At 64.9% G+C, this 19,389-nt stretch carries 22 protein-coding genes; 15 read left to right on the top strand and 7 right to left on the bottom strand.

Going from position 1 to position 19,389, the window contains the following annotated elements; all coding sequences use genetic code 11:
* Window positions 1–64 precede the first annotated feature (64 nt).
* The 11 genes from QX121_RS20425 to QX121_RS20475 all read left to right on the top strand — a co-directional run bounded on the left by QX121_RS20425 (window position 65) and on the right by QX121_RS20475 (window position 8,890).
* Window positions 65–289, top strand: a complete 225-nt coding sequence (locus QX121_RS20425) for a MazE family transcriptional regulator (protein WP_015664446.1) — start codon at window positions 65–67, stop codon at window positions 287–289.
* Window positions 286–681: a type II toxin-antitoxin system death-on-curing family toxin gene (locus QX121_RS20430; protein ID WP_315736333.1), complete on the top strand. Its 396-nt coding sequence runs from the start codon at window positions 286–288 to the stop codon at window positions 679–681. Before QX121_RS20425 ends, QX121_RS20430 begins: the two co-directional genes overlap by 4 nt.
* A gap of 105 nt (window positions 682–786) precedes the next feature.
* Window positions 787–939: an aa3-type cytochrome c oxidase subunit IV gene (locus QX121_RS20435; protein WP_315736334.1), complete on the top strand. Its 153-nt coding sequence runs from the start codon at window positions 787–789 to the stop codon at window positions 937–939.
* 140 nt (window positions 940–1,079) lie between these two features.
* On the top strand, window positions 1,080–2,207 hold the full coding sequence (locus QX121_RS20440) for a Re/Si-specific NAD(P)(+) transhydrogenase subunit alpha (RefSeq protein WP_315812882.1): 1,128 nt from the start codon (window positions 1,080–1,082) through the stop codon (window positions 2,205–2,207).
* An 11-nt stretch (window positions 2,208–2,218) separates the two neighbouring features.
* Window positions 2,219–2,536, top strand: coding sequence for a proton-translocating transhydrogenase family protein (locus QX121_RS20445; protein ID WP_284420324.1), 318 nt, complete (start codon window positions 2,219–2,221; stop codon window positions 2,534–2,536).
* A 45-nt stretch (window positions 2,537–2,581) separates the two neighbouring features.
* Window positions 2,582–3,979, top strand: coding sequence for an NAD(P)(+) transhydrogenase (Re/Si-specific) subunit beta (locus QX121_RS20450; protein ID WP_315812883.1), 1,398 nt, complete (start codon window positions 2,582–2,584; stop codon window positions 3,977–3,979).
* A gap of 18 nt (window positions 3,980–3,997) precedes the next feature.
* The gene (locus QX121_RS20455) at window positions 3,998–4,798 is read left to right on the top strand and encodes an alpha/beta hydrolase (protein ID WP_315812884.1); all 801 of its coding nucleotides are present in this window, start codon (window positions 3,998–4,000) and stop codon (window positions 4,796–4,798) included.
* A gap of 94 nt (window positions 4,799–4,892) precedes the next feature.
* Complete coding sequence (locus QX121_RS20460; protein WP_315812885.1) at window positions 4,893–6,230, top strand: sodium:proton antiporter; 1,338 nt, start codon at window positions 4,893–4,895, stop codon at window positions 6,228–6,230.
* A gap of 115 nt (window positions 6,231–6,345) precedes the next feature.
* Window positions 6,346–7,443, top strand: coding sequence for an ionic transporter y4hA (locus tag QX121_RS20465; protein WP_315756068.1), 1,098 nt, complete (start codon window positions 6,346–6,348; stop codon window positions 7,441–7,443).
* 15 nt (window positions 7,444–7,458) lie between these two features.
* On the top strand, window positions 7,459–7,743 hold the full coding sequence (locus QX121_RS20470; RefSeq protein WP_315717559.1) for a cupin domain-containing protein: 285 nt from the start codon (window positions 7,459–7,461) through the stop codon (window positions 7,741–7,743).
* Between the two features lie 238 nt (window positions 7,744–7,981).
* A complete protein-coding gene (locus tag QX121_RS20475) occupies window positions 7,982–8,890 on the top strand; it encodes a hypothetical protein (protein WP_315812886.1) in 909 nt (302 codons plus the stop codon).
* A gap of 225 nt (window positions 8,891–9,115) precedes the next feature.
* On the opposite strand, the gene rpsU is transcribed toward QX121_RS20475, so the two are convergent.
* From rpsU to purE, 3 genes are all read right to left on the bottom strand, one after another.
* On the bottom strand, window positions 9,116–9,418 hold the full coding sequence (rpsU, locus tag QX121_RS20480) for a 30S ribosomal protein S21 (protein ID WP_011924350.1): 303 nt from the start codon (window positions 9,416–9,418) through the stop codon (window positions 9,116–9,118).
* A gap of 166 nt (window positions 9,419–9,584) precedes the next feature.
* Entirely contained in the window at window positions 9,585–10,694 is a 1,110-nt protein-coding gene (locus QX121_RS20485; protein ID WP_315756070.1) for a 5-(carboxyamino)imidazole ribonucleotide synthase, read from the bottom strand.
* Window positions 10,691–11,179: a 5-(carboxyamino)imidazole ribonucleotide mutase gene (gene purE, locus QX121_RS20490; protein ID WP_315812887.1), complete on the bottom strand. Its 489-nt coding sequence runs from the start codon at window positions 11,177–11,179 to the stop codon at window positions 10,691–10,693. Before purE ends, QX121_RS20485 begins: the two co-directional genes overlap by 4 nt.
* Window positions 11,180–11,266: 87 nt before the next feature.
* Here purE and QX121_RS20495 point away from each other — a divergent pair, with 87 nt between their 5' ends.
* Complete coding sequence (locus QX121_RS20495) at window positions 11,267–11,998, top strand: GGDEF domain-containing protein (protein ID WP_315812888.1); 732 nt, start codon at window positions 11,267–11,269, stop codon at window positions 11,996–11,998.
* A gap of 78 nt (window positions 11,999–12,076) precedes the next feature.
* Here QX121_RS20495 and QX121_RS20500 read toward each other — a convergent pair whose 3' ends face one another.
* The 3 genes from QX121_RS20500 to QX121_RS20510 form a co-directional block, all read right to left on the bottom strand.
* Window positions 12,077–12,328, bottom strand: a complete 252-nt coding sequence (locus QX121_RS20500) for a hypothetical protein (protein ID WP_315736344.1) — start codon at window positions 12,326–12,328, stop codon at window positions 12,077–12,079.
* An 81-nt stretch (window positions 12,329–12,409) separates the two neighbouring features.
* Window positions 12,410–12,622: a hypothetical protein gene (locus QX121_RS20505; protein WP_315736345.1), complete on the bottom strand. Its 213-nt coding sequence runs from the start codon at window positions 12,620–12,622 to the stop codon at window positions 12,410–12,412.
* 142 nt (window positions 12,623–12,764) lie between these two features.
* Window positions 12,765–12,971 (bottom strand): YdcH family protein, encoded by a 207-nt coding sequence (locus QX121_RS20510; protein WP_009028242.1) that lies wholly within the window; start codon window positions 12,969–12,971, stop codon window positions 12,765–12,767.
* Between the two features lie 290 nt (window positions 12,972–13,261).
* Between QX121_RS20510 and QX121_RS20515 the strand changes: the two genes are divergently transcribed.
* Window positions 13,262–13,447: a YdcH family protein gene (locus QX121_RS20515; RefSeq protein WP_315736346.1), complete on the top strand. Its 186-nt coding sequence runs from the start codon at window positions 13,262–13,264 to the stop codon at window positions 13,445–13,447.
* A gap of 201 nt (window positions 13,448–13,648) precedes the next feature.
* Here QX121_RS20515 and QX121_RS20520 read toward each other — a convergent pair whose 3' ends face one another.
* Window positions 13,649–14,752, bottom strand: a complete 1,104-nt coding sequence (locus QX121_RS20520; protein ID WP_315812889.1) for an NAD(P)/FAD-dependent oxidoreductase — start codon at window positions 14,750–14,752, stop codon at window positions 13,649–13,651.
* Between the two features lie 212 nt (window positions 14,753–14,964).
* Here QX121_RS20520 and QX121_RS20525 point away from each other — a divergent pair, with 212 nt between their 5' ends.
* Together QX121_RS20525 and QX121_RS20530 are read left to right on the top strand one after the other, a co-directional pair.
* Window positions 14,965–17,670 (top strand): EAL domain-containing protein, encoded by a 2,706-nt coding sequence (locus QX121_RS20525; protein WP_315812890.1) that lies wholly within the window; start codon window positions 14,965–14,967, stop codon window positions 17,668–17,670.
* A gap of 131 nt (window positions 17,671–17,801) precedes the next feature.
* Complete coding sequence (locus QX121_RS20530) at window positions 17,802–19,352, top strand: glycerol-3-phosphate dehydrogenase (RefSeq protein WP_315812891.1); 1,551 nt, start codon at window positions 17,802–17,804, stop codon at window positions 19,350–19,352.
* Window positions 19,353–19,389: the final 37 nt, after the last annotated feature.

Genomic DNA, 19,389 nt, shown 5'->3' on the forward strand with positions numbered 1-19,389 from the left:
TGAACGGATTGAAGAGGTGCGTTATACATTTGTATAATGCGCCTCTTTTTCGGAGCGGCCTGCTATGAAGATCGAAATCAAGAAGATCGGCAATTCCGACGGCCTGCTGTTGCCGCGCGAACTGATGCAGCGGCTCGATCTCAAACGCGGTCAGCAACTGCACATCGTCGAATTGCCCGGCGGCGGCTTCCAGGCGCTGCCCTATGATCCGGATTTCGAGCGGACGATGGAGATCGCGGACGAGATCATGGATGAGTATCGCGACACCCTGGCCGCGCTCGCCAAATGAGCGAGCAGCAGGGGCCGCTTTGGATCACCTACGAGCAGGCCGTCGCGATCCACGCCCGACAGTTGCGCCGCTTCGGCGGCGCGCCCGGGCCGCGCGACGAGGGCATGCTCCGCTCGGCCCTGGAGCGGCCCATTAACAAATGGAGCTATGAGCAGGCGACGCTTCCCGAGCTTGCCGCAGCCTATGCATTCGGACTGGCCAAGAACCACGCTTTCGTAGACGGCAATAGGCGGATCGCCTTCATGGCGATGATGACGTTTCTGCGGAGAAACGAAATCGCGTTCGCGCCCGAGCCGGCTCAGGCCACCGCCATGATCCTCGCCCTCGCTGCCGGCGAGGTCAGCGAGGCCAGCCTGACGCGCTGGATCCGTGACAATTGGCCTCGCCAATAGGGCGATCGGAAAACGCGATAAAACTGCCTTGCATGCCAGCCGTTGCCCTTGCATCGGCTTTGGGGTATGCGACCTTAACAAAGCATATTTCTCTGGGGGACCCCGATGGCAAACCATGGCGAGATCGCCTACTCGACGGCTGACGGCAACGACTATGTGGCGCATGAGGCCACCTACGAGGGCTTCATCAAGCTGGTGAAGTACGGCACGATCAGCGTCGCTCTCATCGTCATCTTGATGGCTATTTTCCTCGCTTAATGTCGCTCTCGGCCCGCCGGCATCCCCGCCGGCGGGCCTTCAGCTGACTGCCGAAGCCAAGTGCTAACTTGGCGTCATGCTGTAGCCCATGGACGTCCCGCCCTCTTAAAGCTCGCGCGCGCATTCGCGCCGGAGGCCTCATGAAGATTGCCGTCGCCAAGGAAATCGACCCGTTGGAGCCGCGGGTTGCCGCCTCTCCCGACACGGTGAAGAAGTTCAAGGCGTTGGGTGCCGAGATCGCGGTCGAGCCCGGCGCCGGCATCAAATCCGGCCTGCCGGACTCGGAATTCACGGCGGCGGGCGCAACCGTGAGCGCGGACGCGCTCAAGGATGCCGACATCATCATCAAGGTGAAGCGGCCGGAAGCGTCCGAACTCGCCAACTACCGGCGCGGCGCCTTGGTGTTCGCGATCATGGATCCTTACGGCAATGACGCGGCGCTCAAGGCCATGGCCGATGCCGGCATTGCCTCCTTCGCGATGGAGCTGATGCCGCGCATCACCCGCGCCCAGGTGATGGACGTGCTGTCGAGCCAGGCCAACCTTGCCGGCTACCGCGCCGTGATCGAGGGCGCCGAGGCCTTCGGCCGCGCCTTCCCGATGATGATGACCGCGGCCGGCACCGTGCCGGCGACCAAGGTGTTCGTGATGGGCGTCGGCGTCGCCGGCCTGCAGGCGATCGCGACCGCGCGCCGGCTCGGCGCCATGGTCTCTGCGACCGACGTGCGGCCGGCCACCAAGGAGCAGGTGGAGAGCCTCGGCGCCAAGTTCCTGGCGGTCGAGGACGAGGAGTTCAAGAACGCCCAGACGGCCGGCGGCTACGCCAAGGAGATGTCCAAGGAGTACCAGGCCAAGCAGGCGGCGCTGACGGCGGAACACATCAAGAAGCAGGACGTCATCATCACCACGGCGCTGATTCCCGGCCGTCCGGCGCCGCGCCTCGTCACCATGGAGATGGTGAAGTCGATGCGCCCGGGCTCGGTGCTGGTCGACCTCGCGGTCGAGCGTGGCGGCAATGTCGAGGGCGTCAAGCTCGGCGAGACCGTCGAGATCGACGGCGTCAAGATCATCGGCTACCCCAATCTCGCCGGCCGGGTCGCAGCTTCCGCCTCCAGCCTCTACGCCCGCAACCTGTTCTCCTTCATCGAGACCATGATCGACAAGAAGGAGAAGGCGCTCGCGGTCAACTGGGACGACGAGCTGGTCAAGGCCACGGCTTTGACAAAGGATGGCGCCATCGTCCACCCGAACTTCCAGCCGAAGGCCTAAGGAGCAGAGCCATGGAACATGTCGTCCAAGCCGTCGACCCCTTCGTTTTCCGGCTGTCGATCTTCGTGCTGGCGGTGTTCGTCGGCTATTTCGTGGTGTGGTCGGTGACGCCGGCCCTGCACACGCCGCTGATGTCGGTGACCAACGCGATCTCCTCGGTGATCGTGGTCGGCGCGCTGCTGGCGGTCGGCGTTCCCATGCTGTCGAGCGGCAGCGGTCTGGCGCGGGCGTTCGGCTTCATCGCGCTGATCTTCGCCTGCGTGAACATCTTCGGCGGCTTCCTCGTCACCCAGCGCATGCTGGCGATGTACAAGAAGAAGTCCAAGTAACAACGCCGCACGACGCGGGATGACAGGCACAACGGGGCATCTGCAATGAACGCCAATCTGTCGGCACTCCTTTATCTCGTGGCAGGTGTGCTGTTCATCCTGTCTCTTCGCGGGCTGTCGAGTCCGGCCTCCAGCCGGCAAGGCAACTTCTTCGGCATGGCCGGCATGGCGATTGCGGTCGCGACCACGCTGGCCGGGCATCCACCGGCAGATGCGATCGCCTGGATCCTCGTGATCCTCGGCGTTGCGATCGGCGGCGGCATCGGTGCGGTGATCGCGCGCCGGGTGCCGATGACGTCGATGCCCGAGCTCGTGGCGGCGTTCCACTCGCTGGTCGGCATGGCCGCGGTGCTGGTCGCCGCCGGCGCGTTCTTTGCGCCCGAAGCCTTCGACATCGGTACGCCCGGCAACATCCATCCGCAGAGCCTGGTCGAAATGTCGCTCGGCGTCGCCATCGGCGCGCTGACCTTCACCGGCTCGGTCATCGCCTTCCTGAAGCTCTCGGCACGGATGAGCGGCGCGCCGATCATCCTGCCGGCGCGCCACATGATCAACATTGCGCTCGCCGTTGCGCTCGTCTTCTTCGTGGTCCGTCTGGTGATGACGGGCGGCGGGTTCGACTTCCTGATGGTGACGCTGCTGGCGCTGGCGCTCGGCGTGCTCATGATCATCCCGATCGGCGGCGCCGACATGCCGGTCGTGATCTCGATGCTGAACTCCTATTCGGGCTGGGCCGCGGCGGGTATCGGCTTCACGCTCGGCAATTCGGCGCTGATCATCACCGGCGCGCTGGTCGGCTCGTCCGGTGCGATCCTGTCCTACATCATGTGCCATGCGATGAACCGCTCCTTCATCTCGGTCATCCTCGGCGGCTTCGGCGGCGAGACCGCAGCGGCCGGCGGTGGTACTGGTGAGCAGAAGCCGGCCAAGCTCGGCTCGGCCGACGACGCGGCCTTCATCATGAAGAACGCCTCGAAGGTGATCATCGTGCCCGGCTACGGCATGGCGGTGGCCCAGGCCCAGCACGCGCTGCGCGAGATGGCCGACACGCTGAAGAAGGAAGGCGTCGAGGTGAAGTACGCCATTCATCCGGTCGCGGGCCGCATGCCCGGCCACATGAACGTGCTGCTCGCCGAGGCCAACGTCCCCTACGACGAGGTGTTCGAGCTCGAGGACATCAACTCGGAATTCGCCCAGGCCGACGTCGCCTTCGTGATCGGCGCCAACGATGTCACCAACCCGGCGGCTGAGGAGGACAAGTCCTCGCCGATCTACGGCATGCCGGTGCTGCAGGTCTGGAAGGCCGGCACCGTGATGTTCATCAAGCGCTCGCTCGCCTCGGGCTATGCCGGCATCGACAATCCGCTGTTTTACCGCGACAACACGATGATGCTGCTCGGCGACGCCAAGAAGATGACCGAGAACATCGTCAAGGGCATGTAGCTGGCATTATTGGGAGCCATGGCGGTCCTGAAATGGCTCCTGATCGTCGTGGTGGCGATCTACGCCACCGTGCTTGCTGTGCTGTTCATGCGCCAGCGCGCGATGCTGTTTCCGATCCCGCCGGTCGGTCGCACCGCGCCGGACGCGGCCGGATTTCCGCAGGCTGAAGAGCACGTGCTGACCTCGGCCGACGGCGAGAAGGTCATCGCCTGGCATGTACCGGCGCAGCCCGGCCGCAAGGTCGTGCTGTATTTCCCAGGCAATGGCGACTTCCTCGCCGGCGTGGTCTCGCGCTTCAAGGCGCTGACCTCCGACGGGACCGGCCTCGTCGCGCTGTCCTATCGCGGTTATGCAGGCTCGAGCGGCAACCCCAGTGAGCAGGGGCTGCTTCAGGATGCCGCAGCCGCCTATGCCTTCACGCGCGAGCGCTACGCGGCGGAGCGCATCGTGGCTTGGGGCTTTTCACTGGGCAGCGGCGTGGCCGCCGGGATCGCCGCTGAGCGTCCCATCGCCAGGCTGATCCTGGAGGCGCCCTATACGTCCACGGTCGACGTCGCCTCCGACATGCTCAAAGTGGTTCCCGTCAGCCTGCTGATGCGCGACCGCTTCCAATCCGATCAGCGCATCGCCAAGGTGCATGTGCCGCTGCTGATCATGCATGGCGCCAAAGATCCGGGGATTCCGATCCGCTTCGGGGAACGATTGTTCGCGCTTGCGCATGACCCCAAGCGCTTCGTACGGTTTCCCGACGGCGGACATAATGATCTGGATTTCTATGGTGCGACAGGTACGGCCAAGAGTTTCATCGACAGCCCGTAATGTCCTCGGTCGGTGGCCAGCTCTGCTTGTAGTCGGGATCGTCGCAGGTCTGCCGATCCCCGCGTATGCAGCCGCCGGCCTCGATGGCGCTGCGATGACCTGGCCGTTCGCGCTGCCGTTTGCGGGATTGCTGCTATCGATCGCGCTCGGCCCGCTGCTGTTTGCCCGCCTCTGGCATCACCATTACGGCAACATCGCCTTGGCATGGGCCGTGGTGACGCTGGCGGCGCTGACCTGGCAGGCGGGACTGGCGGTCTCGCTCGCGTCCTTCATCCACGCGCTGCTCGCGGAGTATCTCAGCTTCATCGTGCTGCTGTTTGCGCTCTACACCGTCGCCGGCGGCATCCTGGTGACCGGCGACATCAGAGGTACGCCGGCGACCAATACGGCCATCCTGGCTCTCGGCACGATCATCGCGAGCGTGGTCGGCACGACGGGCGCCGCGATGATCCTGGTGCGTCCGCTGATCCGCGCCAATCTGACGCGGCCGCACAACGTGCACGTGCTGGTCTTCTTCATCATCCTGGCTGCCAATGTCGGTGGCGCGCTCAGCCCTCTGGGCGATCCGCCGCTGTTCGTCGGCTTTCTGCGCGGCGTCGATTTCTTCTGGACGACGCAACACCTCTGGCTGCAGACCGCGATCGTCGCCGGATTGCTGCTCATCGTCTTTGCCGCTATCGACTGGTGGCGCTTCCGAGCGGAGAAGCTTGCGTCGCAAGCGTTCGTAGCGAAGGAGCCGGTGCGCATTCGCGGCCTCATCAATATCGTTCTGATCGCCGCGATCGTTGCCAATACGCTGCTCTCGGCGACCTGGAAGCCAGGCATCTCCTTCGACGTCTTCGGCACGCATGTCGAGCTTCAGAACCTCGTGCGCGATGCCATCCTCGTGGCGATCGCCGGCCTGTCGCTCTGGCTCACGCCGGACGAGCACCGCGAGGCGAACGGGTTCAACTGGGAGCCGATCCGAGAGGTCGCCAAGCTGTTCGCGGCGATCTTCACCGCGATCGTCCCGGTCATCGCCATGCTGAACGCGGGGCGCAGTGGCTCGTTCGGCTGGCTCTTGGATGCCGTGACGACACCCGCCGGCGCGCCGAGAGAGGTCGCCTATTTCTGGTTCACGGGGCTGATGTCGGCCTTCCTCGACAATGCCCCGACCTATCTCTTGTTCTTCGAATTGGCGGGCGGCGATCCCAAGGTGCTGATGGGCGAACTCTCGGGCACGCTGGCGGCGATCTCGATGGGCGCCGTCTACATGGGTGCGCTGACCTACATTGGAAACGCGCCGAACTTCATGGTCGCAGCGATCGCCAATGAGCGCGGCATCAAGATGCCGAGTTTCTTCGGCTACATGCTGCGGGCAGGTGCCGTCCTCATTCCGCTGTTCGTGCTGCTGACCGTGCTTCCGATCCATCCGCTGCTCAGCCCGCATTGACCTGATCGACGGCACTTTCAGAGACCGCCCTGGTTGACCCTGTCACGGCCGGACCGCGTGACGATCGCCTCGCTGTCGCGCATAGTCGGACAGAACGGATCGAAGGACGCGAATCATGAGCGTGAAGGGCGCAACGCCCGCATCATCGGTGATCTTTCCCGGCCTGGCGGTCGCGCTTGTCGCGATCGTCACGGCGACGCATTATGACTTCACGCCTTCGGCCGCCGGCGTGGTCTTCGCCGCGGTGCTGCTGGTGATCCTGTTCGGCACGGTGTTCGCGGCCGTGCACCATGCCGAGGTGATCGCGCATGAGATCGGCGAGCCGTTCGGCACGCTGCTCCTGACCCTGGCGGTGACGGTGATCGAGGTGGCGCTGATCGCCACCATCATGCTCGGCGACAAGGCTGCGCCCGCGCTGGCCCGCGACACCGTGTTCGCGGTCGTCATGATCGTGTGCAACGGCCTGGCCGGCATCTGCATCTTCATCGGCGGCCTGCGCTATCGCGAGCAGGACGTGCTGGTCTCCGGTGCCAATCTGTATCTCAGCGTACTGTTCACGATGGCAACCATCACACTGGTGCTGCCGAATTATACCTTGACGTCGCCTGGTCCGGTGTATTCTGCCGTGCAGATCGCCTTCGTCAGCGTCGTGACGATCCTGCTCTACGCGGTGTTCCTGTATACGCAGACCACCCGCCATCGGGATTATTTCGTCGGCGGCTCGGCTGGGTTCGCCGATGACGATGTCCGGCTGCCGCGTGCGAAGCTGTTGCTCAGTGTCGGGCTGCTGCTGGTCGCACTGCTCGCTGTGGTCCTGCTTGCCAAGAAGTTCTCGCTGGTGGTCGACGCCGGCGTTGCCGCAACGGGTGCGCCGCAGGCGGTCGCAGGCGTGCTCGTGGCGCTGTTGATCCTGCTGCCGGAGAGTATCGCCGCCCTCTCGGCCGCCCGCGCCAACGACCTTCAGAAGAGCATCAATCTCGCGCTTGGCTCCTCGCTCGCCACCATAGGGCTGACCATCCCGGCAGTGGCGGTCGCCGCCCATGTGCTCGACAAGCAGCTCGTCCTCGGGCTGGACCCGCAGGGAATAGTGCTGCTGGTCCTGACCTTCGTCCTAAGCATGCTGACCTTCGGCACGGGACGGACGAACATCCTGTTCGGGCTGGTGCACATGGTGGTGTTCGCGATATTCCTGTTCCTGCTCTTCGTCCCCTGATTCAAGAGATCCCCCATGCTCAGCGCCCAGTCCGACGTCCAGGTCGATACGCCCGAAGTCCGCGTCACGGAGTGGCGGCTATTGCCCGGCAGTGCCACGGGGCGCCACGTTCATGAGATGGATTACGTGATCGTGCCGGTCACCGCGGGCGAGATGACGATCGTGGCGCCGTCCGGCGAGCGCTCGAAGGCGCAGCTCGCGGTCGGCAAATCCTATTTCCGCAAAGCCGGTGTCGAACACGATGTACTGAATGAGACTGGTTCCGAGATCGTTTTCCTCGAAGTTGAATTGAAGCCGTAACCATTTGTTTACCGGGATGCCGCTGATTGTGGTATCTTGAGCCGGCGATCCGGAAGCAGTTGGCAGCGCCCATACGATCTTGGATTGCAGCACGGCTTCGGTCTCAAAGGGCTTCAGGAGAACAACTTTTCGGCGGTTGCGCCTGCAGGGATCGCAGGTTGCGGGCTCCGGAAGGTACTGGGATGGTCCCTTAATTGTGCCTCAAAGTTCCCGCAAATACCGCGCGGGAGTGGTCAGCATGCTGAAATATCTCACAAAGTTCGCCATGGAGATCGTCCCGTCGGTGGTTGCCACCATCATCGGGGCCTACATCGTCAACCACTACATCAATACCAAGCCCGACTCGCCGCCATCGACCGTGGCGGCGGTGGCGTCGGCTGCCTACGCCAAGCTCACCGGCTCAAAGAGCGACGCTCCGAAATCCACGGGCAAGGGGATCGACCCCGCCAAGCTGGAAGCGAAGGCCGATCCCAAGTCCGACGCCAAGCCGGCGGAAACGTCGACGGAGGTCTCCAGCATTCCCGCTCCTGGCATCAAGGCCAAGGGGGTCTCGGAGAAGTCGCTCGCCGACAAGGCTGCGGAGAAGGCCGTCGAAGTGAAGCCGACCGAAACAGCGAGCCTCCCGACCGATGTGCAGGCCGCGCGCCATCCCGGGTCGCCGCGGGAAAAGCTGATTGCGCGCGGTACTCCGGCCGAGGCCCCAGCGGCCCAGCAGGACGATCGCCGGGATGCTGCTGATCTCGCCCGCGCGGCGATCGAGCGGTTGCGCGCGAGCGAAGGTGCCGGCAGGGCGGCTGTCGAGAAGCCGTCGAGCGACGCAGCCCGGGGCGCTGGCGAGACCCCGCGCATCGCGACCGTCGCGCCACAGGTGTCGCCGGTCCGTCCGCTGCCGCCTCCCGTGACGGTCTCTGCGCCACCGGCCGAGCAGGGCTTTGCCTTGCCGTCGGCCTCGAGCCCGACCTACACGGGATCATTGCAGCCGGACGGGCGCCCGACCCCGCCGGCGGAGATCCCTGTCCAGCAGTTGCGTCCGCTCGACCTGCGCGCCGACAAGACTGATCCATCGATCAAGGACCAGATGTCCAGCGTGGCGCAGGACATGATGTCGGCGGCGAAATCGGTGTTCCACTCAGTGCTGCCGAAATAGCCGGTCGAATCGTTCGCGGACGTGATCGAGGCGGTGGGCCTGGCCGGTCTGCCGCCTTTTTCTTTGGAGTGGCGAGCTCTGCAGCGATGCGAGGGGCGGGCGCAGCAACCCGGATTCAATCCGGTCGCCGGATGGCCAGAGGCGCAAAATCAAAAAGGAGCGCCCAAAACAAAAACGCGAGCCAAAGGCCCGCGCTTCAGACGACGTCAAATTGAAGTGGCCAGATCAGCGCGGCGCGCCGGGACGGGCACCTGCGCCCGGACCACGACCAGCACCACGGTCACCGCCGGGGCCAGCGCCGAACACCGGCTTCGGCTTCATCGGCAGCAGGCCTTCACGCTGCAACTTCTTGCGGGCCAGCTTGCGCGCACGGCGCACGGCTTCGGCCTTCTCGCGGGCTTTCTTCTCGGACGGCTTCTCGTAATGGCCGCGAAGCTTCATCTCGCGGAAAATGCCCTCACGCTGCATCTTCTTCTTGAGCGCCTTGAGGGCTTGATCGACATTGTTATCGCGAACGAGAACCTGCACGCGGCATCCTCTTTCTCAGTCTATCGGTTTGAAATCTGGTGAAGCCAGGGCTGGCAAATGCCCGCGCCCTTAACCTTGAGCGCGCCCGTGTATCAGAGGACACCGTCGCTGTCCACCCGCTGACGGGCTCTTGACCGCAAGTTTAACCTCGCCGGAGCGGTTTATTTCAGCCCTGCCTCGGCGGCAGTGGCGAGACCTGGGTCACATGCCCCATTTTGCGGCCCGGACGAGCGGCGCCCTTGCCGTAGAGATGCACGGTCGCGCCGGGAACCGTGAGCCACTGCTCGTAGCTGTCGATCTCGTCCCCGATCAGGTTCGTCATCGTGACGTGGCCGTGGCGCAGCGGCTTGCCGAGCGGCCAACCGGCGATCGCCCGGATGTGCTGTTCGAACTGGGAAATCGAGGCGCCATCGAGGGTCCAGTGGCCGGAATTGTGCACCCGCGGTGCAATCTCGTTGACCAGGACGCCTGGAGTGGGACCATCCGATACCACGAACATCTCCACGGCCAGCACCCCGACGTAATCGAGGGCCGTGGCGATCCGGCTCGCAATGTCCCTGGCCTCGTCGGCGAGCGCATCCGGGATGCGCGCCGGCGCCCGCGACACCTTCAGGATGTGATCGCGATGCTCGTTCTCGGTGACGTCGAAGCACTCGACCTGTCCATCGGCCGCTCGGGCCGCCACGACCGATATCTCGCGCTCGAACGGAACGAACGCCTCAAGGATCGCCGACTTGGTGCCGAGCTCGGCCCAGATCCGCTCGAGATCGTCACCCGGCCGGATCTTGATCTGGCCCTTGCCGTCATAGCCGAACCGACGCGTCTTCAGCACGGCCGGCAAGCCGATCCGGAACGCGGCTTCGCGCAAGGTGGCGACCGAGGACACGTCGGCATAGGTCGCGGTGCTGATGCCCAGCGAGGTGACGAAATCCTTCTCGGTGAGGCGATCCTGGGTCGTCTCGAGCGCCGAGCGGCGCGGCAGCACCGGGCGCCTCGCCGCCAGCACCATGGCCGCGGCCGAGGGGACGTTTTCGAACTCGTAGGTGACGACGTCGACGTCATTGGCGAACAGCTCGAGCGCCTCGACGTCGGCATATTCGGCGCAGGTTGCGTTCAGCACCACGTCGAAGGCGGGGGAGTCCGGGTCCGGCGAGAACACCTGGCAGCGCAGCCCGAGCCGCGCCGCAGCAAGCGCCAGCATACGGCCGAGCTGGCCGCCGCCGAGAATACCGATGGTGTCGCCGGGCTTGAGCTTCACCCGATTGGAGTCGGTCACGCCGTGCCCTCCGGACGTTCGGCGATCGCATTGGTCTGCGCCTGGCGCCAGGCCGACAGACGGCCGGCGAGCGCGGGATCGGAGAGAGCGAGCACGCTCGCCGCCAGCAGCGCCGCGTTGATGGCGCCGGATTTGCCGATGGCGAGCGTTCCCACCGGAATTCCGGCCGGCATCTGGACGATGGAATATAGCGAATCGATCCCCGACAGCGCCTTCGACTCGACGGGAACGCCGAACACGGGCAGCTCTGTCAGCGAGGCCGTCATGCCCGGCAGATGGGCGGCGCCGCCTGCACCGGCGATGACGACCTTGTAGCCGGCCGCCTTGGCGCCCTTGGCAAAGGCATACAGTCGGTCCGGGGTGCGGTGCGCCGAGATGATACGGGCGTCGTAGCTCACGCCCAACGCTCCGAGTGTGTCGGCGGCATGGCGCATGGTATCCCAGTCCGACTGGCTTCCCATGATAATGGCGATCGGGGCGGTCATAACCTCAAATCTTCTCGGGAATCCATCAGCATGGGCCGGAGTATAGGATCGGTCCCGACAGCGGCAAGCCATGGCATGGAGGCCCGAATGGACTATCCTGTCTTGGTTAAGCCCGGCAAGCCCAAACGACGGCGCGGCAGGTGTCCGATGAAAAAGAAGCGCATGGCGGCCGCGTGGCGGGCCGGGAAGCGAAGAACCCGGTACCGTCATCGGGTTCTTCGGGGCGCGCGCTCACCTGAACCTGGTTCCGCACCGGCGGGCACGCGGCAGACGATCCGACGCCTGAAGGCCGAGCTGAGGGCAGCGCAGGCGCGGATCGCCGAGCTCACGGCCTCCGCCGAGCGCGATTTCCTGCTCGACATCTTCAATCGTCGCGGCTTCGCCCGCGAGCTCCATCGCTCCATCGCGTTCATCAAGCGCTACGATGCGACCGGTGCCCTGGTCGTGCTCGACGTCGATCGGTTGAAACCCATCAATGACACCTTCGGCCATGCGGCCGGTGACGAGGTCCTGAAGGCGGTTGCGCGTGTCCTCGGCGAGCGGGTCCGATCCTCCGACGTGATCGGTCGGCTCGGCGGCGACGAGTTCGGCGTGCTGCTTTGGCACCTCAGCCCGACGGAGGCGCATGCCAAGGCGGCGGAGCTGGAGCAGGCCATCGACAGCCTGACCTTCACCTTCGGCGATCAGACCGTGCGTGCCGGCGCGTCGGCCGGGGTTGCCCTTCTCGACAAGCGCGTCAACCCAGTACGTGCGTTGGAGGAAGCCGACCGCGCGATGTACATGCGCAAGGCCCAGCGAAGGTACGAGAGCCCCGCGTAACGAACGACCCTGCCGGGCGACAAGCGGTGACGCTCACCGGCCATCCGCGCCGATGACCGAGCTGGCGGAACACGGCGCTCACAGCTCGCCGAGATCGTCAGGCAACTCGCCGAACTTGTGCAGCAGCCGGGCGTCGCTGAATTCCCCCTTCAATGGATCGCCGCTGCGGCTGAAGGCAATGGCGCCGATATTGTCTGATAAGCGCGACATGGCCTCCGCGCGACGCAGCGCGGCCGACGAGCTCTGGCATTCCTCAGCCGTTCCCGCGACCAGCATGCCACCCTCGTCCCGCCTGAACGGCATCGCGACGTAGTAGGTGATATCGGGCATTGCACGCTCCTCCTGACCTCTCGCCGAAGCTCCGAGCGAGTGCATGGGTCATCGCCTGGAGAGCCTCAAAGGCCGTCGGGCTCAGGCCGCATCGCTCTGCGCGGCGTCCGAGGCGGTGTTGGGCATGCAGCCGCAGGAGATCGCGGCCCGCAGCTCCTGCAGCTCCAGCTCGAGATACTCGTTCGCCATGATCAGCGCCTTGATCGTGGAGCGCAGATTGCCGTCGCACATCGCGATGGCTTGGTCACATGCCTGTTCGTAGAGGCGATCCTGTGGGGAGAAGGAGGCGGGCATCACAACCATCCTTGTTGTTGTCCGGGGACTACGAGGGATGGTCCAATTGTTCCCTTTTTGTTCCGTTTGTCAAGGCGCTTCGGCAAATCCTGCATCGCCGTATTGCCTGTGGGCATACGGTCAGCCGTGCTGACGCTTCGCCTCAGGCGATGATGTCGGGCGTGATCTGGTCTTCGATGAAGGCGATCCGATCGCGTAGCAGAAGCTTCCGCTTCTTCAGTCGTTGCAGCCGCAACAAATCGGGGGCGGGCGATTGATGCAAAGCGTCGATCGCCGCGTCGAGGTCGCGGTGCTCCTGCTGCAGGCGCGCGAGTTCGGCCTGCAGTTCGCGCTCGTCTTGGTCAGCCATGATCTATGATAGCAAAAAAGCGGAAGGAAGTGGAAAGCCTTGCGAAGGCGGGCGCAAATATTGCGCCTGCGAAGCTGATAAGCAAGTCGCCCCCCTCAAGATCCGTGCAGCTGTCCCGTGAATTTCAGGTTGGCGCCGGCGTTAGATTCGCCCGGATCAGCTCACGCTTCGTTACACACGGCGCTCAAATTTGCATGTGCGGTCTTTTGGCCCCATCGACAGGTCAAGCGACTAGTGTACACTCATTAGCCCTGGTCGAATCTCAGGTTCACCTACCGAGGAGGTTTCGAATGGCTATTCAGGCGCATCTCGTTGAACTGGAGCGTAAGCATAAAGTTCTTGAAAACGAATTGCATCAAGCTCTCCTGCATCCATCGACGGACGACCTGCGAATTGCCGAACTGAAGCGACGCAAACTGATGGTGAAGGATGAGATCGAGCGCTTGAGACAGGTAACCAGCGAAACACTTCACTGACATGTGACCATCATCCGCCGTATCATCTGATCGCAAGACCGTGCGCCTGGGATGGCGACGAGTCCATCCCAGACGCAACTTCAATCGAATTAGTTACGATACACGACTTAGTTTCGATACGCGACGACGCGAACGCATCTGCCTGCGTTGTCTCCCAGCGTGTCTATCGCGACAGGCTGTTCATCGCGATATCGAGGGTCTTCAGCTCGAGGCGAGATCGCCGACGTGAGCCGCGATCGCGAGCGATGACGTCAATCCAGGCGATTCGATTCCGAACAGATTGATGAGTCCGGGCACGCCGTGATCGCGCGGGCCCTGAATGACGAAATCCTGCGACGCCACGGCCGGCGGTACGATCTTCGGCCTGATGCCGGAATAGCTCGGCATCAGCGCCCCATCCGGCAGCGACGGCCAGTATTTGCGGATCGCCGGGTAGAAGCGCTCGGCGCGCGCCGGATCGACCGTGTAGTCGATGCGGTCGATCCACTCGACGTCGGGGCCGAATCTGGCCTGGCCTGCCATGTCGAGCGTGAGGTGAACGCCGAGCCCGCCCGGTTCCGGCACCGGGTAGATGAGCCGACTGAACGGTGCCCGGGCGCTGCAGCTGAAATAGTTGCCCTTGGCGAGATAGGTCGTCGGCACCAGCGGCGACGGCATGCCGTCGATCCGCCGGGCCACCGCGGGCGCGTCGAGGCCGGCAGCGTTCACCAGCAGCCGGCAGCTCAGCGTCATCGGCTGCGCGCCGCCCGCGTCGACCTCGATTGATTCTCCGGCTGCCTTGGCCCGCAGCAGCGGCGTGTGGAAGGCGAAGGCGCCGCCGGCGTCCTCGATCTCGCCGCGCAGCGACAGCATGAAGGCATGGCTGTCGATGATGCCGGTCGACGGCGACAGCAGGGCCGCCTCGCAGGCCAGGGCCGGCTCCAGCGCCAGCGCTTCGGATCCAGCCAGCAGCCGCATTCCTTCGACGCCGTTGGCTTCGGCGTGCGCGCGGATGCCCTGCAGCTTCTCGGTCTCGGCCGGATTGGTTGCAACGATCAGTTTGCCGCAATTGCGGTAGGGCACGCCATGCTCGTCGCAATAGCGGTAAAGCATGCGCTTGCCGGCCACGCAGAAGCGGGCCATCAGGCTCCCGGCCTTGTAGTAGATGCCGGCGTGGATCACTTCGCTGTTGCGAGACGAAGTGACGGTCCCGATGCCCTCGGCCGCCTCGAGAACGATGACCTCGCGCCCGGCGCGGGCCAGCTGTCGTGCGACGGCAAGTCCGACGACGCCGGCGCCCACGACGACGCAATCCACTCTATCCATGCGCGGTCCTGAGACGATTCGGAGAAATCATGGTTTGCTGCAACCCCTGGTGGGTGGAGCCTCGGTCCGGAGTGCGCACGCCCTTAGCAAACCGTTCATCATAGGGAGGCCATTGACCAAATTTGCTTCGTCTTTTTCGAAGTTTGCCGAACCCGTTTACCCGATCCCAATAGGTGAAGCCAGATACTGTCGCCGAATACCGCGGGTGATTGATGGCTGGCAAGAATTGGCAGGCGAGCGACCGAAACGCGTTTTCTGCGTGCGTCGTTGCGGCCTCGATGGCCGCCATGGCAGCGTGGGCGGCTGCGCCGACGCGCGCCTGGGCTGCGTCGTCCGATTTCTCGCCCTCCGGCTACCTGGGCACCATCGAGCCGGACGTGCTCTGGGAAGTGTTGATCGCCGGGGTCGTCGTCTGCGCCTTCCTCGCCTCGGTCGTGATCTGGATCCATTCGGCCTTGCGGCGCGCCAAGCGGGCACAACTGCGGCGTAATGTTTTCATCAGCTCCGCGCTCAACAATCTGAGCCAGGGATTGATGCTGACGGACGCCGCCAACCGCGTCGTCTTCTACAACCATCGCTTCCTCGAAATCTACGGCATGAGCCGGGCCGACATTCCGCCCGGTTGCACCGGCCGGGATCTGGTCGAGTTGCGGCGGCAGCGCGGCCTGCTCAATCTGACGGTCGAAGACTATGCGCGCCAGGCGCGAGAGCCGGACGGGTGCCTGACCGAGCTGCCCGGCGGACGTGTGGTGCGAGCCCAGATATTCCGTCTTCCGACCGGCGGATCGATCGGCATCCACGAAGACTGCACGGTGCAGCGCCGGCTGGAGCGCGAGCTCGCCTCGACCAAGCAGTTCCTGGAATCGGTGGTCGATCAGGTTCCCGTCTGCGTCGCCGTCAAGAACATCGACGACGGCCGCTACATCTTCGCCAACCGAGCATTCGAGCAGTTCTCTCGGATGCCGCGAGATCAGATCATCGGACGGCGCCCAAGCGACCTCTTCGGCGACGCGACCGCGGCCGACATCGCGGCTGCCGACCGCGAAGCGATGCTGGCGCCCGGCACCACCTATTGCAGCGAGCTGGTCGTTCAACGCGGCAACGACAAGCGCATCCTCGAAGCCCATCGGGTCGTTGCACGCAACGACAAGAACGAGCCGCAGTTCCTCATCGCGCTGTTCGACGATGCCACGGAGCGGCGATCGCTGAGCCGCGAGCTGGAGAACAGCAAGAAGTTCCTGGAGCTGGTCGTCGACAACATTCCGGTCTCGCTCATCGTCGAGAGCGTCAGCGACGGCCGCTATCTGCTCGCCAACCGCAGCGCTGAGATCATCCTCAACCGCAAGCGCGAGGATGCCACGGGCCTGACCGCCGCCGACATTTTCAATCCGCGCGAGGCCAGACTGATCATGGCGCGCGACGAAGCCGCTATCAAGAAGCGCAGCCTTCTGACCGAGGAACATCCGATCTCGACCAAAGACGGTCTGCGGCTGTTCCTGACCCGACGGGCAACCGTGCTGGGCGAGACCGGCGAGCCGCAATATCTGATCAAGACCTATGAGGACGTCACCGACCGGCGCCAGACCGAATCGCGGATGGCGCACATGGCCTATCACGACGGCCTGACCGATCTGCCGAACCGCGCCGCGTTCCTGCAGGCCTTGAGCCAGATGATCGAGGCCTGCGCGGACACGGACGAGGAGTTCGCGGTCCTGAACGTCGATCTCAAGGGCCTGAAGGACGTCAACGACGTCTTCGGCCACGCCATCGGCGACAAGCTGTTGATCGAGGTCGCCCGCCGCGTCCATGCCGTTGCCCGGGGCGGGGTGGTCGCGCGTCTCTCCGGCGATGAGTTCGGGCTGATCATCGACGGCAAGCAACCGGAGACGGGCAGGGCGCTGGCCGAGCAGTTGGCGGCGGCGATCGCGGTGGACTTCCAGATCGACGGCAAGTCGATTCGCACAGCGCTGACCACGGGCATCTCGGTGTTCCCGCACAATGGTTCGGATCCGGCGTCGCTGCTCGCCAATGCGGGTGCCGCTCTGTTCCGCGCCAAGGCCAAATCGCGCGGCAGCATCACCTTCTACGAGCCTGAAATGGATCAGCAGATTCGCGACCGCCGCGTTCTGCATCAGGAGCTGTCTGTCGCGATCAAGCATGGCGAACTTTCGCTGTACTTCCAGCCGCAGGCCGCCTCCGGCCGCACGGTCGACGCCAGCGAGATCATCGGCTTCGAGGCGCTGGCGCGCTGGCAGCACCCGGTCCGCGGCTTCGTGCCGCCGAGCGACTTCATTCCGCTCGCGGAAGAGAGCGGCCTCATCGTCGAGATGGGCGAGTGGATTCTGCGCGAGGCCTGCCGCGAGGCGGCGTCGTGGCCGAAGCCGCTGCAGGTCGCGGTCAACCTGTCTCCGGCCCAGTTCGTTCATGGTGACCTTGTCGCACTGGTCCATTCGATCCTGCTCGAGACGGGGCTCGCACCTGGCAGGCTCGAGCTCGAAATTACCGAGGGTGTGCTGATCGAGGATTTCGATCGTGGTGTCGCGCTGCTGCGCCGGCTGAAGGCGCTCGGCGTTCGCGTCTCGATGGACGATTTCGGCAGCGGCTACTCGTCGCTGAGCTACCTGCAGGCCTTCCCGTTCGACAAGATCAAGATCGACCGCGCCTTCGTCATGAATATCGGCCGCAACCCGCAATCGGCGGCGATCATTCGTGCGGTCATCGGTCTGGGTCACGGCATGAACATGTCGATCGTGGCGGAAGGCGTCGAGACGCCCGAGCAGCTCGGCTTCCTCGCCGAGCAGGGCTGCGACTCGGTTCAGGGCTATCTGCTTGGCAAGCCCCTGCCGATCGACAAATACGACGGCATCGTCGGTCGCGCTCACGACGACGACGACGCGTCCGTTCGCAAGACCGGCTGACCGGGCACTCGTGGTCAGAGGCCGTTGCGCAACAGCGCGAATTTATCCGCGCGCATGACAGCTAAGCCGCTACGAGAATCATCTCCGCCGGTCTACGATCGTTCGTCCTGGCACGCTCGAAGACCTTGCGTATGGCGGACTACGATCTTGCGATCATCGGTGGAGGTCTGAACGGCGTCAGCCTGGCGCGTGATGCGGCTGGCCGCGGTCTGCGCGTGCTCCTTGTCGAGCAGGGCGATCTCGGCGGCGCCGCCTCGTCGGCCACGTCGCGGCTGGTGCATGGGGATCTCGCAGCGCTGGAGCGCCGCAGCTTTCTGCGCGTGCGCCGCGCGCTTGCCGAGCGCGACGTCTGGCTCACGGTCGCGCCGCATCTGGTCCGACCGATCCGCTTTGCTATTCCAGCTCACGCCAATGAGCGGCCGCCATGGCAACTGCGCGCAGGACTCTGGCTCTACGACCGCCTCGCTGCGCGCAACCGGCTGCCGGCAGCGTCGGCGCTCGACGTCACGCATCATCCGATCGGAGATGCCCTGAAGCGTCCGATCGGGACGGCATTCGACTATTCCGATTGCGTGGTCGACGATTCCCGCCTGGTGGTCCTGACCGCGATGGATGCTGCCGAGCGCGGCGCGGCGATCCGCACCGGCGCCCGCTGCGTGCGGGCCGACCGCGACCATATATGGCGTCTCGCCATCATCGACCGCGGCCATCGACGCATCGTCACCTCGCGCGCGCTCGCCAACGCCACCGGCGCGTGGAGCGTCTCGACGGCGGAGACCGTGCTGCGTCAGCCGCCGCCGCGGGTCACCGCGCGGCAGGTCAGCCAGATCATCGTGCCGCGGCTGTTCGATGTCGAAGCGGTCTACGTGTTTCAGAATTCGGATGGACGGCTGATCTTTGCCCAGCCCTACGAGCAGGATTTCACCCTGATCGGCACGGTGGTCCACGGCTTCAAGGGCGACCCAGCCGTGGTGGCGGTGCCGGCGGCAGACGTGGCCTATCTCTGCAAGGCGGCGAACCGCTATTTCCGCTCGGACATCCAGCCTGCAGACGTGGTCCGGAGCGTGGCCGGCGCCAACATGATGGTGCTGCGCGCCGCCGACAGCGGGCGGCTGGAAACGGTCGTGAGCCTCGATGCTGGCCGCGCCAAGGCGCCGCTCCTGACCATGTGCGGCGGCGACGTCACGACAGCCCGGCACCGGGCCGAGCAGGCGGTCTCCCGCCTCGCGCGCTTTTATCCGATGTCGCCACGCTGGACTGCGAGAGCGCCGCTTCCGGGTGGCGACTTCGCCTGGGACCGGTTCGAGGATCTCGTCGATGACGCACGGGAGCGCTGGCGCTTTCTCAGCGAAGCCGAGGCCCGGCGGCTGCTCGGCGCCTACGGCACCCGGCTGGCGGAGATCCTTGGCGAGGCGAGGTGCCGGGCCGATCTCGGGCAGGCGTTCGGGCCGCAGCTGACCGAGGCGGAGGTCCGCTACCTCATGGCGCGCGAATGGGCGCGGTTTCCCGACGACGTGCTGTGGCGGCGGACCAAGCTGGGTCTGACGCTTCCCGCTGCCGAACGCGATGCGCTCGCTGCGTTCATGACCACTGCGGCCTGTGGCCGGGGCACGCCGCAGGCCGTTGACGCGAGCGGGGATAGTCCGGCCCGCGCGGTTGAGCTGCAATCCGTGGGCGGCTAGCTTGCCGACCGGTCGGCCGTTGTGGCCGGGCAGGGTG

It is taken from the genome of Bradyrhizobium sp. SZCCHNR2028, from assembly GCF_032380995.1.
GTDB lineage: Bacteria > Pseudomonadota > Alphaproteobacteria > Rhizobiales > Xanthobacteraceae > Bradyrhizobium.